Origin of the sequence: Sphingomonas sp. S2-65 (assembly GCF_021513175.1) — a bacterium.
Lineage (GTDB): Bacteria > Pseudomonadota > Alphaproteobacteria > Sphingomonadales > Sphingomonadaceae > Sphingomonas.
This window is the reverse complement of the sequence record NZ_CP090953.1, coordinates 2,709,759-2,723,987: the sequence shown is the minus strand read 5'-3', so window position 1 is coordinate 2,723,987 and position 14,229 is coordinate 2,709,759. Positions and strand designations below refer to the sequence as shown.

Genomic DNA, 14,229 nt, shown 5'->3' with positions numbered 1-14,229 from the left:
CCTGAGCATGTATGATAGCGCCTTGGCAGAGCTACGCGTACGGTGGCGTAGTGGGGACCGTCTAGTTTCGGACGACGACATCGGAAGGTGGTCAAACATCAGCGGTCTTCCTGCCGAAAAGGTGTTCGATCTTCTTTCAGTGGAGTTGGCGGAGGATTTCTTCACCGGCTTTCTTGGTTGGGAATTTGCAGACAGCGTGGCGAACGCTCTTTATGGCGTGTTGTTGGACATCAGCGACGATGTTGAGTGGCCAAACACATTCTTCGAGTTCTACATCGCCTTCGACCACAGCGAGAGGCATGAACCTCGCACCCGTGAGCTAATTCGTCCCTTTCTCGGGAAGCACAGAACTCTCGATCTGCCTGCCTGAACGAGCGTCCGATCGAAGGTCGATTCAGACCTACTGAATGACCGCAACTGGGCGGAAGCCGCCAGTCCGCTTGCAGTGTCCGCTTTGCCGATCACGAACAGCAAAGACTGGGTAAAAAGCGGACATTCCGCTTCCAGGTGGCGCTTAGCGTTAACTGCCACCGCGAGGTGGTGAAACGAACGTTAGCGATTAGCCTGTTGCCCGCCACACGCGGCTTCAACTTTGACCTCGATCGTGGAGGTGATCTCCGTGAACACGAAGGTTGCGCGACCAGTTTCTCCTAACCTATCTTTATCTACATAACCCCGTGCTGAGATGCAAAAGAGTGGAGTCAGGAGCATTGATTCAGGCGTCAATGGATCAAAAAACCTTTTCTTCCACCACGTGACGCGACTGAGATCGAGCTCATAGACTCTCTCGCCGTTTGCATCTTTTCGGACGAAGTGCGGGTACTCCCAATGCATCACGAGCACGCCACGAACGACTTCCGTAGGCTGACCTTGCGCCGGATCTTCACCTTGAGCTGCAGCCTTCTCAGGAAGCGCGAAAAGCAACATGGCTGCGGCAAAAGTTCTAAATTGCATCCTGAAGTCTGACACTAGCAGGAGGTGTCTGCAACTAACTCCGGTGGCTACAATCTACAGATGAATGAAGGGCCGCTACGGGCGCCACGACGATGGACCTGAACGTCCGCAATTGGGCGGAAACGGACTAGCTCAACCTCCGCCGGATCATTGGGAAAGCCACATGATTAAGCAGCGCGAGCGCTGCCAATGCCAGCGCGACGGCTACTACTAATTGGGCGAATGCGACGGTGGACAGTGCGGTAAAGGCGTAAAAAGCCGATCCGATGGCGATAATCATCGCGCCGACCACGACGCAGCAGAGAGCAACCACAAGCACAACTGCTAGGAGAGTTCGGACCAGCTGCATTGCCGACGCATCGCTGAGGAAAGGAATGTCTGCAAGTGGCACTCGCTGCCCTTCCTCCTGAAGCTGAACCAACGTCTGCTCTTGGGAGATGCGAAGGCGATGCTGAATGACTGTCATTGGGCGGAAGCGGACTACCTCAACCTCCGTCGAATAATCGGGAAAGCCACACGATTGAGCGGCGCGAGCGCTGCCAGAGCCACCGCGACGGCGGCCACAAACTGGGTGAGCGCGTAGCAGCTGGCCCCGGCTGTCGCCGGGGAGAAGGTCGGTGCACAGCAGGGTGGATCGAACCCTGGGCGGCGGGACTCCGGCTCGAGGCCGGGGACGGAGGAAGAGCTTGGTTCCCGCTCTAGGACCGGCCCATTCGGATCGCGGCGCCGGCGGCGAGCGGGCAGCCGGCCACCAGCAACAGGCTGACCGCACCGAGCAGCTTCAGCGCGCCGGGTTGGCCCGAGGCGGCGCCGACGCCGAAGATCAGCAGCGGCACCGCGAAGGGCAGCAGGATCAGTCCGGCGAGCGCCCCGGCACCGCGCAGCCCCGCGACCAGGGCGGCGGTCGCCACCCCCAGCGCCGCGAGGCCCGGGGTGCCGATGGCGAGGCTGAGCAGCAGCGCGGGCAGGGCCGCTTCGGGCAAACGCAGCAGCGCGCCCGCGATCACCGTCGCGGCGAGCAGCGGCGGCGCGAAGCCCAGCCAGTGGCCGGTCATCTTGGCGGCGGCGACGGCGCTGTCGGCGATCCCGCGCACCGCGAACTGATCGAGCACACCGCTTTCCAGGTCGGGCGCGACCAGCCGCTCGACCGGCAGCAAGGCGGCCAGCAGCGCCGCGGTCCAGACGGTTCCGCCGGCGACTGTTGCGAGCAGCCGGCCGTCCGGGCCGACGCCGAAGGGGAACAGGATCGCCACCAGCAGGAAGAAGGCGACTGGCAGCAACAGCCCGCCGCTGCTCCACGCCCGCCGGACCTCCCGCCCGACGATCGGCAGCCATGCCGTCATAGCGTGCGCTCCTGCGCGGCGGCGATGCGCAGCGGAACATGGGTGGCGATCAGGGCGATGCCGCCAGCGGTGCGGTGGCGCTCGATCGCGCGCTCCAGCATCGCCACGGCGGCGGCGTCCAGACCGTTGGAAGGTTCGTCGAGCAGCCAGATCGGCGCGCCGCCGGCGATCACGCGGGCCAGCGCGGCGCGGCGGCGCTGGCCGGTGGACAACAGGCGCACCGGCACACGCTCCAATCCGCCGAGCCCGACGGTGTCCAGCGCGTCGTCGACCGCGTCGGCGCGGCCATCGAGCCTGGCCCAGAAGCGCAGGGCGTCGCCTAGCGCGCATTCGGAGTCGAGCGCGGCGGTTTCGGCGAGAAGCGCGCGCTCGCCCGTGCCGCGGATTGCTCCGGCGGCGGGCGCGAGCAGCCCTGCGGCAAGGCGGATCAGGCTGGACTTGCCGACGCCGTTGGGGCCGCGCACCACCAGCGCGTCCCCGGAGCCGAGCGCGAAGCCGAGATGTTCGAACAACAGGCGTCCGCCGCGCAGGCAGGCGACATCGTCGAACGCCAGCGTTGCGGTCACTCGGGCGCGTCCTCGAGCGCGTGCATGTCGTCGTCGGACAGGCCGAAATGATGGCCGACTTCGTGGACGACGACATGGCCGACCAATGCTTCTAGCGAAACGCCGGTCTCTACCCACTCCTCCAGCAGCGCGCGGCGATAGAGATGGATGCGGTCGGGCAACGCGCCGGAGTCGAACGCCGACTTCTCGCCGATCGGGCGCCCGTGATAGAGGCCGGTCAGCTCGAACGGATCCTCGATGCCGAGCGCGTCGAGCGTCTCGTCGTCGGCGAACTCCTCCACCACCAGCACGACATCGTGCAGGTGGGTGGCGAACGGCGCGGGGATGCGGGCGAGTGCGGCGCGCGCGAGGGTTTCGATGGCGGCGGCATCGGGTGCATGGGTTGGCGCTTGCCCGGTCATGGCCAAGTCCATAGGCGGAGGCACGAAGGCGCGGCAAGGAGAGTGTCATGGTGGAGCGGTTGAGCGAGGAAGCACGGGGCGCGGCCCTGGCGCAATTGACCGGCTGGACCCACGACCCGGAGCGCGATGCGATCAAGCGGCGCTTCACCTTCGCCGACTTCAACGAAGCGTTCGGCTTCATGACGCGAGTGGCGCTGCTGGCGGAGAAGGCGGACCATCACCCTGAGTGGTCCAATGTGTGGAACCGGGTGGAGATATTGCTCACTACGCATGACGCTGGCGGGCTGTCGCAGCGGGATGTGGAGATGGCGCAGGCGATCGAGCGAGTGATCGGATAGAGACCGGCGCGCGCTGGTGTTCCCTGGCTGGGCTTTGCCCTTTTCAGCGCGGTAGCCGGTTGCGCATCGTCTTGCGCAGCAGGCCAGGCGCCCAGCGGGCGAGGAACCACAGGCGGTGCGCGGTCTTGCCGACCTGGGTGTGGAGCCGGTTGCCGTGCACGGCGCGCCATGCCGCCTCGGCGACCTGTTCGACCGGCGTGATCTCCAGCCCTGCCGCCCGGACCGCCTGGCGAACCGAGTGATTTCCCGTGTTCACCGTGTGGTCGAGCAGCGGCGTTTCGATGAAGCTGGGCATCAGCGTGCGCACCCGGATGCCGTCGGGGGCCCATTCTCCGTCCAGCGCCTCGGCTAGCCCGCGCACCGCGAACTTGGTCGCCGAATAGGTCGCGGCGCCCGGGGTGCCGTGGATGCCCGCCGCCGACCCGGTGATCAGCATGCATGCGCCGGGCGTCGCCTTGAGGAAGCGGTGCGCGGCATGCGCGCCCTTCAGTACGCCCACCAGGTTGATCGCGACGGCGCGTTCGATCCCAGCCACCTCGCACTCGGTGAGCGGTCCGCTGTGGGGCACCCCGGCATTGTTGAACAGGACGTCGAGCTGGCCGGTCGCGGCAGTGAAGTCGGCAAGCGCGGCGACCCATTGCGCGTGGTCGCGCACGTCCATCGCGTAGGTGGCCGCACCGGGCAGCAGCGCCCGGGCGGACTCGAGGCCCGCCGCGTCGATGTCGGCCAGGCCGACGCGCCAGCCGCGGGCGGCGAAAAGCCTGGCCACGGCCAAGCCGATCCCGGACGCGCCGCCGCTGATGAAGATCGCCTTCTCGCCCGCCATCCTGCCCCTCGTTTTCCAGCAGCACGACAAACTACAGCCCTTGGCCGTTCTGCCAAGCGCGGCGTGGACTTGGCCCGGCGACATCGTCTATCGATACGTCAAATCAATCAGGGAGAGTATGATGCGGCCTGGCATGAAGCTGTTGCTTTCGACCACCATCTTCTGGGCGATGCCCGCTTTGGCGCAGCAGGCGCCGACAGCGCTGTCGGCGGGCCAGACGGTGGCGACCCCGTCCAAATGGCCGGCGGCGCGAAGCCAGGGGCTGATCGATCCGCAGACCGAGAAGCAAGTGTCCGACCTGCTCGCGCGCATGACGCTGGAGGAAAAGGTCGGCCAGATGATCCAGGCCGATATCGGCAGCATCAAGCCCGAGGACCTGCGCACCTATCCGCTGGGTTCGATCCTGGCGGGCGGCAGCTCGCCGCCTTTGTCGGGCGATGACCGCGCGGGCCAGGCCGACTGGGTCGCCACCGCGCGCGCGTTTCGCGCGATCGCGCTCGAGCAGCGCCCCGGCCATGTCCCGATCCCGCTGATGTTCGGCGTCGACGCGGTGCACGGCAACAACAACGTCATCGGCGCGACGATCTTCCCGCACAACGTCGCGCTGGGCGCCGCCAACGATCCCGCGCTGATCCGCCGCATCGGCGAGGCGACCGCAGCCGAAACCGCCGCGGCAGGCATCGACTGGGCGTTCGGCCCTACGCTGGCGGTGCCGCAGGACGACCGCTGGGGCCGCACCTATGAAGGCTATTCGGAGGATCCGTCGATCGTGCGGCGCTATGCCGGCGAAATGATCCGCGGGCTTCAGGGCGACCCGACCACCACCGACCGCATCCAGAAGGGCAAGGTCGCGGCGTCGGCCAAGCACTTCCTGGCCGATGGCGGCACGTGGAACGGCATCGACCAGGGCGACGCCCGCGTGTCCGAGGCCGAGCTGATCAAGACCCACAGCGCCGGCTACCCGCCCGCGGTGAACGCCGGCACGCTGACGGTGATGTCGTCCTTCTCGAGCTGGAACGGCGCCAAGATGCACGGCAACAAGTCGCTGCTGACCGGCGTGCTCAAGGAGCGGATGGGCTTCCAGGGCTTCATCGTCGGCGACTGGAACGGCCACGGCCAGGTTCCCGGCTGCACCAACACCGATTGCGCGGCGACGTTCAACGCCGGACTCGACATGGCGATGGCGCCCGACAGCTGGAAGGGCCTGTTCGATTCGACGCTGCGCCATGTCCGCGACGGCAGCATCCCAATGGCGCGCGTCGACGATGCCGTCCGCCGCATCCTGCGCGTAAAGGCCAAGCTGGGACTGTTCGATGCGTCGCGGCCGTTCGAGGGCAAGCAGGGCGTGCTCGGCGCGCCCGAGCATCGTGCGATCGCGCGCGAAGCCGTCGCCAAGTCGCTGGTGCTGCTCAAGAACAACGGCGTGCTGCCGGTAAAGGCCAGCGCCCGCGTGCTGGTCGCAGGACCGGGTGCCGATTCGATGATGCTGCAGACCGGCGGCTGGACGATCAGCTGGCAGGGCGACGGCAACGGCAATGACGTGTTCCCGAACGGCGAGACGATCTTCTCGGGCATTCGAAAGGCGGTGGAAGCCGGCGGCGGCACCGCGACCTATTCGCCCGATGGCAATTTCACTGCGCAGCCCGATGTCGCGATCGTCGTGTTCGGCGAGCAGCCCTATGCCGAAATGCGCGGAGACGTGCGTACGCTGGAGTTCCAGCCCGGCGACAAGCAGGCGCTGGCACTGCTCAAGCGCTACAAGAATGCAGGCGTGCCCGTGGTGTCGGTATTCCTGTCGGGCCGGCCATTGTGGGTGAACCCCGAGCTGAACGCGTCGGACGCGTTCGTCGCCGCCTGGCTGCCGGGCAGCGAAGGCGCGGGCGTGGCCGACGTGCTCATCGGCAACGCCGCGGGCAAGGCGCGCCGCGATTTCACCGGGCGCCTGTCGTACAGCTGGCCCCGGACCGCGGCGCAGTTCACGCTGAACAAGGGCAAGCCGGGATACAACCCGCTGTTCCCGCTCGGCTATGGCCTGAGCTACGCCAAGGGCGGCAAGGTGGCGACACTGAGCGAAGTGTCGGGGATCGATCCGTCGCTGGCCAACACCAGCACCTTCTTCGCCAAGGGCGCGGCGCCGGCACCCTTCTCGTTCGCGACCGACAGCCGGATCACCCGCCGGCCGGTCGACGGCCCGCAGACCCAGGAAGGCGCGCAGCAGCTGACCTGGCCCGCCGGCCCGGCGACGCTGCGCATCGGCGGCGGCGCGCTGGACCTGACCCGCGAGGCCAATGCCGACCTGTCGCTCCAGATCAGCTATCGCGTGGACCGCGCCGCGACCGGCCCGGTCAAGCTGCTGATGGAAGGCGGCGCCAATACCGGCGCGATCGACGCCACCAGCCTGTTCACCGGCCAGACCGGCAGCTGGCGCACCGCCAACATCGCGCTGAAATGCTACGCGGCGAACGGCGTCGACTTGACCAAGGTCGCCGCGCCGTTCGTGATCCAGGCGTCGGGGCCGTTGACGGTGTCGCTGGCCGATGTCCGCATCGTCTCCGATCCCGCCACCGCCACCTGCCCGGGAGCCAAGTGAGCGACGCCCCGCTCGTCCAGGGCGGCTCCATCGAGACGGTGGAGCTGACCCGCGGGGCGTTCCGCGCCCAGTTCGTCAATCTGGGCGCGGCGCTGCGCATCCTGGAGGTGCCCGACCGCAGCGGCGATGCCGCGAACGTCATGCTGGGGTTCCAGGATCTGGAGGCGTATCGTGGGGCCCCGCGCTTCTACGGCGCGGTCGCCGGGCGCTATGCCAACCGCATCGGCGGGGCGCGCTTCACGCTGGACGGCACCGAGTACCGGCTCGGCGCCAATGATGGGGCGAACAGCCTCCATTCGGGGCCGCTGGGGTTCGACCAGCAATTCTGGAGCGTGGAAGCGCGCGACGAACACTCGGTCACCTACGCGCTGGAAAGCCCGGACGGGTTCAACGGCTTTCCCGGCACGTTGCGCGCGCAGGTCCGCTACACGCTGGAGGCGGACGGACTCTCGATCGAGCTGAGCGCCACCACCGACAAGCCGACGGTGGTGAACCTCACTTCGCACGGCTATTTCAATCTGGCCGGCGAGGCGAGCGGCGCGACGATCCTCGAGCATCTGCTGCAGATCCCGGCGGGGCGATTCACGCCGGCGGACGAAACGCAGATCCCGACGGGTGAAATGCGGGCGGTGGAGGGCACCCCGTTCGACTTCCGCACGCCCCGTGCCATCGGCCGCGACATCGAAGCGGAGGACGAGCAGCTGCGGATCGGCAGCGGCTATGACCATAATTTCGTGCTCGACGGCACATCCGGCGCGCTGCGGCGGATCGCCACGCTGTTCGATCCGGCTTCGGGGCGGGTGATGGACGTGCATTCGACCGAGCCTGGAGTGCAGCTATATACCGGCAACTTCCTGGCCGGCGGGGCGCCGGGCAATAGCGGGCGGGTCTATGCCGCGCATGACGGGCTGTGCCTGGAGCCGCAGCGCTTTCCCGACAGCCCGAACCAGCCGGAATTCCCCTCCGCCCGGCTCGATCCCGGCGAGACGTGCCGGCATGAGATCGCGTTGCGGTTTAGAGTTGCTGAGGATGTTGCGGCGGCGTTCGGGTCGGTTTGAGGGTCGCTGGCTGATCCCGGCGTAAGCGGCTCGGGCGCCATGGTCCGCCCGCACGTCGGAGAGTGCAGGCGTTGAAAACACGCCGTCATCCCGGCCTTGCGCCGGGATTTTGCTTCTTCTTCTACCAGTTTAAGGCAGCGGGACCCCGGCTCAAGGCCGGGGTGACAAAGGAATAGTGTCTCCCGAGGGGCCCCAGCTGGCCGCCCCTTCCTCCCCTCCCTTGCTGGGAGGGGAGGAAGCAGGATTTTAGACCGTAGGCGTGCCGTCGATGCGGCGCGGGATGCCGGCCGCGCCTTCGCGCAGTTCGGCCGGAAGCAATGCCTCGGGCAGATCCTGGTAGGAGACCGGGCGCAGGAAGCGGTCGATCGCCAGCGTGCCCACCGAAGTGCTGCGGCCGTCCGAAGTCGATGGGAACGGCCCGCCGTGCACCATCGCGTCAGTCACTTCGACGCCGGTCGGCCAGCCGTTGCACAGGATGCGGCCGACGAGATGCTCGAGCACCGGCACCAGCCGCTGCGCGATTTCGGTGTCGGCGTCGTCGAGGTGCAACGTGGTGGTCAGCTGGCCTTCGAGCAGGCCGACGACCTTGAGCATCTCCTCGATATCGGCACAGCGCACCAGCAGCGAGCTCGCGCCGAACACTTCCTCGGCATGGCTCGGATCGGCGATGAAGTCGGCGCCGGTCATGGCGAACAGCGCGCCGCGGCCACAGGTCGGACCGCTCGGCTCCTGGCCCTGCGCGACGAGCGTCAGCGCCGGCGCCGATGCCAGCTTGGCGACGCCGCTCTCATAGGCCTTGTGAATGCCTGGAGTCAGCATCGTCGCGCCGGCGGTGCCGGTCATCGCTTCCGATGCGGCTGCCACGAAGCGCTCGAGGTCGGGGCCTTCGAGCGCCAGCACCAGGCCAGGGTTGGTGCAGAACTGGCCCGCACCCATCGTCACCGAGGCGACATAGGCCTTGCCCAGCGCTTCGGCGCGCGACGCCAGTGCGCCGGGCAGCAGGAACACCGGGTTCACGCTGCTCATCTCGGCATAGACCGGGATCGGCACCGGACGCGCCTGCGCCAGCCGAACCAGTGCGAGACCGCCGCCACGCGAGCCGGTGAAGCCCACTGCCTTGATGCGCGGATCGCTGACCAGCGCGCCGCCGATCTCGTTGCCCACGCCGTTTACCAGCGAGAACACACCCTCGGGCATGCCGGTCTTCTCGGCCGCGCGCAGGATCGCACCGGCGACCATCTCGGACGTGCCGGGATGCGCGCTGTGGCCCTTCACCACCACCGGGCAACCGGCGGCGAGCGCAGCGGCGGTGTCGCCACCAGCCACCGAGAAGGCGAGCGGGAAGTTGCTCGCGCCGAACACCGCGACGGGGCCGAGCGGCACCATGCGCAGGCGCAGATCGGGCTTGGGCAGCGGTGCGCGGTCTGGGATCGCATGGTCGATGCGCACGCGCAGGAAATCACCCAGACGCAGTTCCTTGGCGAACAGGCGCAGCTGGCCGGCGGTGCGGCCGCGCTCACCGGTCAGGCGCGGCTGGGGCAGGCCGCTTTCCTGCATCGCGCGCTCGACCAGTTCGTCGCCCAGCGCCTCGATCTCGGAAGCGATGGCTTCGAGGAAGCTCGCACGCTGCTCGCGCGGCAGGTTGGAATAAGGCAGGAACGCGGCCTCGGCTGCGGCACAGGCCGCTTCGAGATCCTCGGGCGTGGCGTTGCTGAAGCTTGGCTCGATCTCCGCGCCGGTTGCCGCGGCGATCGCCTTGAAGCCTGCGCCGTCGCGCTTCACGCGCTTCGACGCGATGAACAATTCCCCAGTCAGCGCCATACCGTGCACTCCAATCTTGACCGTTACCGTTAACAGGATCGCGACTTAGGCCGAGCGGTGCGCGCGTTCAATGCCGCAGCGCGTAAAGTGGCGAGGCGCAGTGCCGCAAGCGCATCGTTGGGGGTGATCTGGGGAGCCTGGCGCTAGCTGGAGGAGACGGAGGGATTCGAACCCTCGATACGGTTTCCCGTATGACGCTTTAGCAAAGCGTTGGTTTCAGCCACTCACCCACGTCTCCGGAAGGGGCTAGAGGTCGAGCGCTATAGCGACGGTTTTTCCACGGATCAACGGGGAGAACGATCAAACGCGAAATCAGTCCTGCCCGGCGCCCGTTCATTGTAGCGTCAGCGGCCCGCCTCTATGATACAGGCGTATTTCGGGGGCTTTGGGGCAAGCAGCTATGCGTATCGGCACGTGGATTTCGGGAGCGGCAGCCGCACTGATCGGGCTGGCGGCGATGCCGGCATCGGCACAGATGACCACCATCGACCCCAACACGGCGATCGATTCGGATCTCGACACGCCGCCTGCACGCCAGGACGGTCCCGCCCCTTCCGATTATGGCCCGTATCGCGAGCAGACCCCGCAGCAGCAACCGCAGCCACAACCTGCGCCGCCGGTGCAGGGCGGTGCCACGTCCGCGGCCAATGCGCGCGAGCGGGCGACCGACACGTTCGAGCGCGACGAACTGCTGAGCGCGGCAGAGGGGGTGTTCGGCAAGGGCGCGTCAGGACTGGCCGGCCTCCTCGAGGACATCCTCAAGGACCAGGGACGTCCCAACGCCTATATCGCCGGGAGCGAGGCCGCCGGCGCGATCGGCGTCGGGCTTCGCTATGGCTCAGGGCGCATGTTCCACCGGATCGAGGGCGAGCGCCCGGTCTATTGGACCGGCCCTTCGATCGGCTTCGACGTCGGCGGGGACGCGAACAAGGTCTTCGTCCTCGTCTATAATCTGTACGACAGCCAGGAACTCTACAAGCGCTTCCCCGCCGGGGAGGGCCGCGCCTATTTCGTCGGCGGCTTTTCGGCCAGCTACATGCGCCGCGGCGATGTGGTGCTGATCCCGGTGCGGCTCGGCGTTGGCTGGCGGCTGGGCGTGAACGCCGGCTATATGAAGTTCAGCGAGAAGCAGCGCTGGCTTCCCTTCTGATCGTTCGGCCTTCCGATCGTCCTGGAACCTAATTACCGCTGATCGGTTCCGCGTTCGCGGAGCTGCATGATGCGGCGATGGGAACCAGATTGACTGCCATTTCAAAGCCCGGCGAATCCGGGACCAATCGGTTCGAATTGCTCGTCCAGAGCGTGACCGACTATGCGATCTACATGCTCGACCCGACGGGGGAGGTAGTCAGCTGGAACGCCGGTGCCGAGCGCTTCAAGGGCTATGCGGCCGACGAGATCATCGGCCAGAACTTCTCGCGCTTCTACACGCAAGAGGATCGCGCGACCGGGCTGCCCGCGCGCGCACTCGCCACCGCAGAGCGCGAAGGGCGGTTCGAGGCCGAGGGCTGGCGTGTCCGAAAGGACGGCACGCATTTCTGGGCCAATGTCGTCATCGACCCGATCCGCGATCCCGACGGGGTGCTGCTCGGCTTTGCCAAGGTCACCCGCGACCTTACCGAGCGCCGGGCGACCGAGGAGGAGCTTCGCCGCAGCGAGGAGCGCTTCCGGCTGCTCGTCCAGAGCGTCAGTGACTATGCGATCTACATGCTGGATCCCGAAGGTCATGTCGCGAGCTGGAACGCCGGCGCCGAGCGCTTCAAGGGTTATACCGCCGACGATATTCTCGGCGCGCATTTCTCGCGCTTCTACACCGATGAGGACCGCGCGACCGATCTGCCGGGCCGGGCGCTGGCGACGGCACGCAGCCAGGGCCGCTTCGAGGCGGAGGGCTGGCGCGTCCGCAAGGATGGAACTCGGTTCTGGGCCAGCGTCGTCATCGATACCGTGCGCGACAGCTCAGGCTCGTTTATCGGTTTCGCCAAGATAACCCGCGATCTCACCGAGCGGCGCCAGTCGCAGCTCGCGCTGGACCAAGCCCGCGAGGCGCTGTTCCAGGCCCAGAAGATGGAGGCGATCGGCAAGCTTACCGGCGGCGTCGCGCACGACTTCAACAACCTGCTGGCGGCGATCATCGGCAGCCTGGATCTCGCCCGCCGCCGCGCGTCCGAGGGCGCCGACATCTCCCGCTTCCTCGACAACGCGATGAAGGCGGCCGAACGCGGCGCGACGCTGACGCAGCGCATGCTCGCCTTTGCGCGCAAGCAGGAACTCAAGCTGGAACCAGTCGACCCGTCTGCGCTGGTTCGCGGCATGGCCGATCTGCTTCAGCGCACGATCGGCGCTGCCATCCGCATCGACACGCAATTTCCCCTGCTGCTGCGCTCGGTGCGGGCCGACCCCGCACAGCTCGAGCTCGCGCTCCTCAACCTGGTGGTGAACGCCCGCGACGCGCTGCCCGATGGCGGCAAGATCTTGATCGCCGCGCATGAGAAGCAGGTCGAGCTCGGCGGCGCGCTGAAGCCCGGCGCCTATGTGGCGCTATCGGTGGTCGACACCGGCTCCGGCATGGACGAGGAAACGCTCGCCCGCGCGACCGAGCCTTTCTACACCACCAAGGGGGTCGGCAAGGGCACCGGCCTGGGCCTGTCGATGGTGCACGGCTTCGCCGAGCAATGCGGCGGACGGCTTCTCCTGCAAAGCCGCCAGGGAGAAGGCACCACTGCCGAACTGTGGCTGCCGGTATCCGGAGACGCGAAGGTCGAGCCGCAAGCGCCAACGCCCGCGCCAGCGCCCGTCGAAACGGCCGAGCGCGACCGGCTCGTGGTGCTCGCGGTCGACGACGACGCGCTGGTGCTGACCAACACCGCCGCCATGCTTGAGGATGCCGGCCACCGGGTGATCCAGGCGAGTTCGGGCAAGCAGGCGTTGCAGCTGCTGTCCGAAAGCCAGGTCGACCTGCTGGTCACTGATTTCGCGATGCCGGACATGAACGGCGTGCAACTCGCCGATGCCGCGCGCGCCGGCTGGCCCGACCTGCCGGCGCTTCTCGTGTCGGGCTTTGCCGAGCTCTCGGACGAGGTCGGCGCCAACCTGCCCCGGCTTGCCAAGCCGTTCCGCCGCGATCAGCTCGTCCGAGCGGTCCGCGAAGCCGTCGCCGCCAGCAAGGGCGCCGGCCAGATCGTCCCCTTCCGCGCCCGGCAATGACACCGCAGAGCCATAGCGGCCTCAGGCGATGGTACTGATTGCAGCGTTGGCGCTGGTTCTGGTGAACCTCTGGACCTTGCGCAGCTTTCGCGAGGACAAGGGCCGGGCGATCGCCGGCAAGCGCCGCATTCCGGAACGGCGCTTGCTGGAACTCGCGCTGATCGGCGGCACGCCCGCCGCCTTCCTTGCGCGGCACCTGTTCCGGCACAAGACTCGCAAGCAGCCTTTCTCGACCTACCTGCAGCTCATCGCGATGATCCAGGTCGGGGTGATCGCCGGCCTTGCCTGGGCGGCGTTCGCCTAAAGGCCGAACAGGCCGCGCCGGCGTCGGGGCGGCGGCGTCGGGTCGGGTGGCAGGCGCTCGACCATCCAGCTATGGCTCTCGACGATCTGTGCGGCTACCGCACGCCCTTGCCGATCGCGCGACGGCTTGAAGCGAAAGCGTTCGCGGATCAGCCGGCATGTCGTGTCGTCCAGCAGGCGGCTGCCGCTCGACGCGGTGATTTCGCAGTCGACCACGCGGCCGTCGCTCCACACCGTGTAGCGAACTCCCACCGTCCCGCCGACCCCGGCCTCCGCCAGCGCGTCGGGGAAATCGGAGTCACGGATGCGGCCGCGCACCCATTGCGGCGGCGTTTCCTCGCGCCCGCCGCCATCACCATCGCCGTCGCCGGCACCGCCGCTGCCCCGGCCATTGCCGGTGCCGCCACTGCCAAACCCCGGCCCGGCGATGTCGGCACTGCCCGCCGAAGACATGGCCCCAGTGCCGGCGATCGGCGCAGCCACGAGCGGCGGTGGCACGGGAAGCGGAATAGTCGGTGTCGGCGCGACCACTTCGGTAGGCTCGGCGCGAAGATTGGGCGGCGAGGCTTCGCCTTCAGGCCTGCCACTGCGCACCCGCTGGGGAACGGGCTTCTGCTTTTCAGGCGGTGGCGCTGGAGGTACTTCGAACAGCGTCAATGCAGGCGGTTCGGCTGCGCCCTGGTGCACCGCGAGGCCCCACAGCAACCCCGCGCCGAGCGCAGCCGTGAGCGCCGCCGCGCCCAGAGCGGCTTTGCTGCGATCGGCAGGACTGGAAGCGATGAACGGCATGCTTGGACCTCAGGCCACCCGACGCGGCCGCGC

General features: G+C 67.6%; 14 protein-coding genes, 1 tRNA gene and 1 pseudogene. 7 read left to right on the top strand and 9 right to left on the bottom strand.

Annotated elements, in window-relative coordinates; translation table 11 throughout:
• The first annotated feature begins 7 nt into the window (after positions 1–7).
• Entirely contained in the window at positions 8–370 is a 363-nt protein-coding gene (locus LZ586_RS12820) for a hypothetical protein (protein ID WP_235076675.1), read from the top strand.
• A gap of 182 nt (positions 371–552) precedes the next feature.
• Here LZ586_RS12820 and LZ586_RS12815 read toward each other — a convergent pair whose 3' ends face one another.
• The 5 genes from LZ586_RS12815 to LZ586_RS12795 all read right to left on the bottom strand — a co-directional run bounded on the left by LZ586_RS12815 (position 553) and on the right by LZ586_RS12795 (position 3,264).
• Positions 553–927: a hypothetical protein gene (locus LZ586_RS12815; protein WP_235076674.1), complete on the bottom strand. Its 375-nt coding sequence runs from the start codon at positions 925–927 to the stop codon at positions 553–555.
• Between the two features lie 154 nt (positions 928–1,081).
• Positions 1,082–1,420 (bottom strand): hypothetical protein, encoded by a 339-nt coding sequence (locus tag LZ586_RS12810; protein WP_235076673.1) that lies wholly within the window; start codon positions 1,418–1,420, stop codon positions 1,082–1,084.
• A 232-nt stretch (positions 1,421–1,652) separates the two neighbouring features.
• On the bottom strand, positions 1,653–2,297 hold the full coding sequence (locus LZ586_RS12805) for a heme exporter protein CcmB (protein ID WP_235076672.1): 645 nt from the start codon (positions 2,295–2,297) through the stop codon (positions 1,653–1,655).
• Positions 2,294–2,863, bottom strand: a complete 570-nt coding sequence (gene ccmA / locus LZ586_RS12800; RefSeq protein WP_235076671.1) for a heme ABC exporter ATP-binding protein CcmA — start codon at positions 2,861–2,863, stop codon at positions 2,294–2,296. The genes LZ586_RS12805 and ccmA overlap by 4 nt, the downstream gene beginning before the upstream one ends.
• Entirely contained in the window at positions 2,860–3,264 is a 405-nt protein-coding gene (locus LZ586_RS12795) for a metallopeptidase family protein (RefSeq protein ID WP_235076670.1), read from the bottom strand. Before LZ586_RS12795 ends, ccmA begins: the two co-directional genes overlap by 4 nt.
• A gap of 38 nt (positions 3,265–3,302) precedes the next feature.
• Between LZ586_RS12795 and LZ586_RS12790 the strand changes: the two are divergent.
• Positions 3,303–3,602: pseudogene (locus LZ586_RS12790) on the top strand (4a-hydroxytetrahydrobiopterin dehydratase); the annotation flags it as partial.
• Between the two features lie 43 nt (positions 3,603–3,645).
• Here LZ586_RS12790 and LZ586_RS12785 read toward each other — a convergent pair.
• A complete protein-coding gene (locus LZ586_RS12785; RefSeq protein WP_235076668.1) occupies positions 3,646–4,428 on the bottom strand; it encodes an SDR family oxidoreductase in 783 nt (260 codons plus the stop codon).
• 121 nt (positions 4,429–4,549) lie between these two features.
• On the opposite strand from LZ586_RS12785, the gene LZ586_RS12780 reads away from it, so the two are divergent.
• Both LZ586_RS12780 and LZ586_RS12775 read left to right on the top strand, forming a co-directional pair.
• A complete protein-coding gene (locus LZ586_RS12780; RefSeq protein ID WP_413777342.1) occupies positions 4,550–7,018 on the top strand; it encodes a glycoside hydrolase family 3 N-terminal domain-containing protein in 2,469 nt (822 codons plus the stop codon).
• Positions 7,015–8,076: an aldose epimerase family protein gene (locus LZ586_RS12775; RefSeq protein ID WP_235076666.1), complete on the top strand. Its 1,062-nt coding sequence runs from the start codon at positions 7,015–7,017 to the stop codon at positions 8,074–8,076. Before LZ586_RS12780 ends, LZ586_RS12775 begins: the two co-directional genes overlap by 4 nt.
• Before the next feature lie 246 nt (positions 8,077–8,322).
• Here LZ586_RS12775 and LZ586_RS12770 read toward each other — a convergent pair whose 3' ends face one another.
• Positions 8,323–9,897: an aldehyde dehydrogenase (NADP(+)) gene (locus LZ586_RS12770; RefSeq protein WP_235076665.1), complete on the bottom strand. Its 1,575-nt coding sequence runs from the start codon at positions 9,895–9,897 to the stop codon at positions 8,323–8,325.
• 148 nt (positions 9,898–10,045) lie between these two features.
• Positions 10,046–10,135: transfer RNA gene (locus LZ586_RS12765), tRNA-Ser, on the bottom strand.
• Positions 10,136–10,297: 162 nt separating this feature from the next.
• Between LZ586_RS12765 and LZ586_RS12760 the strand changes: the two genes are divergently transcribed.
• The 3 genes from LZ586_RS12760 (at position 10,298) to LZ586_RS12750 (ending at position 13,408) form a co-directional block, all read left to right on the top strand.
• Positions 10,298–11,047 carry a DUF1134 domain-containing protein gene (locus LZ586_RS12760; RefSeq protein WP_235076664.1) on the top strand — a complete coding sequence of 250 codons (750 nt, stop codon included), beginning with the start codon at positions 10,298–10,300 and terminating at the stop codon, positions 11,045–11,047.
• 89 nt (positions 11,048–11,136) lie between these two features.
• Positions 11,137–13,104, top strand: a complete 1,968-nt coding sequence (locus LZ586_RS12755) for a PAS domain S-box protein (RefSeq protein ID WP_413777287.1) — start codon at positions 11,137–11,139, stop codon at positions 13,102–13,104.
• 28 nt (positions 13,105–13,132) lie between these two features.
• The gene (locus tag LZ586_RS12750) at positions 13,133–13,408 is read left to right on the top strand and encodes a DUF1294 domain-containing protein (RefSeq protein WP_235076663.1); all 276 of its coding nucleotides are present in this window, start codon (positions 13,133–13,135) and stop codon (positions 13,406–13,408) included.
• Here LZ586_RS12750 and LZ586_RS12745 read toward each other — a convergent pair.
• Positions 13,405–14,196 (bottom strand): energy transducer TonB, encoded by a 792-nt coding sequence (locus tag LZ586_RS12745; protein ID WP_235076662.1) that lies wholly within the window; start codon positions 14,194–14,196, stop codon positions 13,405–13,407. The genes LZ586_RS12750 and LZ586_RS12745 overlap by 4 nt on opposite strands.
• Between the last annotated feature and the right edge of the window lie 33 nt (positions 14,197–14,229).

Bases quoted from the DNA above. Each gene is read 5' to 3' on its own strand.
- LZ586_RS12820 (WP_235076675.1), top strand. From the start codon at position 8: ATGTATGATAGCGCCTTGGCAGAGCTACGCGTACGGTGGCGTAGTGGG.
- LZ586_RS12815 (WP_235076674.1), bottom strand. From the start codon at position 927: ATGTTGCTTTTCGCGCTTCCTGAGAAGGCTGCAGCTCAAGGTGAAGAT.
- LZ586_RS12810 (WP_235076673.1), bottom strand. From the start codon at position 1,420: ATGACAGTCATTCAGCATCGCCTTCGCATCTCCCAAGAGCAGACGTTG.
- LZ586_RS12805 (WP_235076672.1), bottom strand. From the start codon at position 2,297: ATGACGGCATGGCTGCCGATCGTCGGGCGGGAGGTCCGGCGGGCGTGG.
- LZ586_RS12795 (WP_235076670.1), bottom strand. From the start codon at position 3,264: ATGACCGGGCAAGCGCCAACCCATGCACCCGATGCCGCCGCCATCGAA.
- LZ586_RS12785 (WP_235076668.1), bottom strand. From the start codon at position 4,428: ATGGCGGGCGAGAAGGCGATCTTCATCAGCGGCGGCGCGTCCGGGATC.
- LZ586_RS12780 (WP_413777342.1), top strand. From the start codon at position 4,550: ATGCGGCCTGGCATGAAGCTGTTGCTTTCGACCACCATCTTCTGGGCG.
- LZ586_RS12770 (WP_235076665.1), bottom strand. From the start codon at position 9,897: ATGGCGCTGACTGGGGAATTGTTCATCGCGTCGAAGCGCGTGAAGCGC.
- LZ586_RS12760 (WP_235076664.1), top strand. From the start codon at position 10,298: ATGCGTATCGGCACGTGGATTTCGGGAGCGGCAGCCGCACTGATCGGG.
- LZ586_RS12750 (WP_235076663.1), top strand. From the start codon at position 13,133: ATGGTACTGATTGCAGCGTTGGCGCTGGTTCTGGTGAACCTCTGGACC.
- LZ586_RS12745 (WP_235076662.1), bottom strand. From the start codon at position 14,196: ATGCCGTTCATCGCTTCCAGTCCTGCCGATCGCAGCAAAGCCGCTCTG.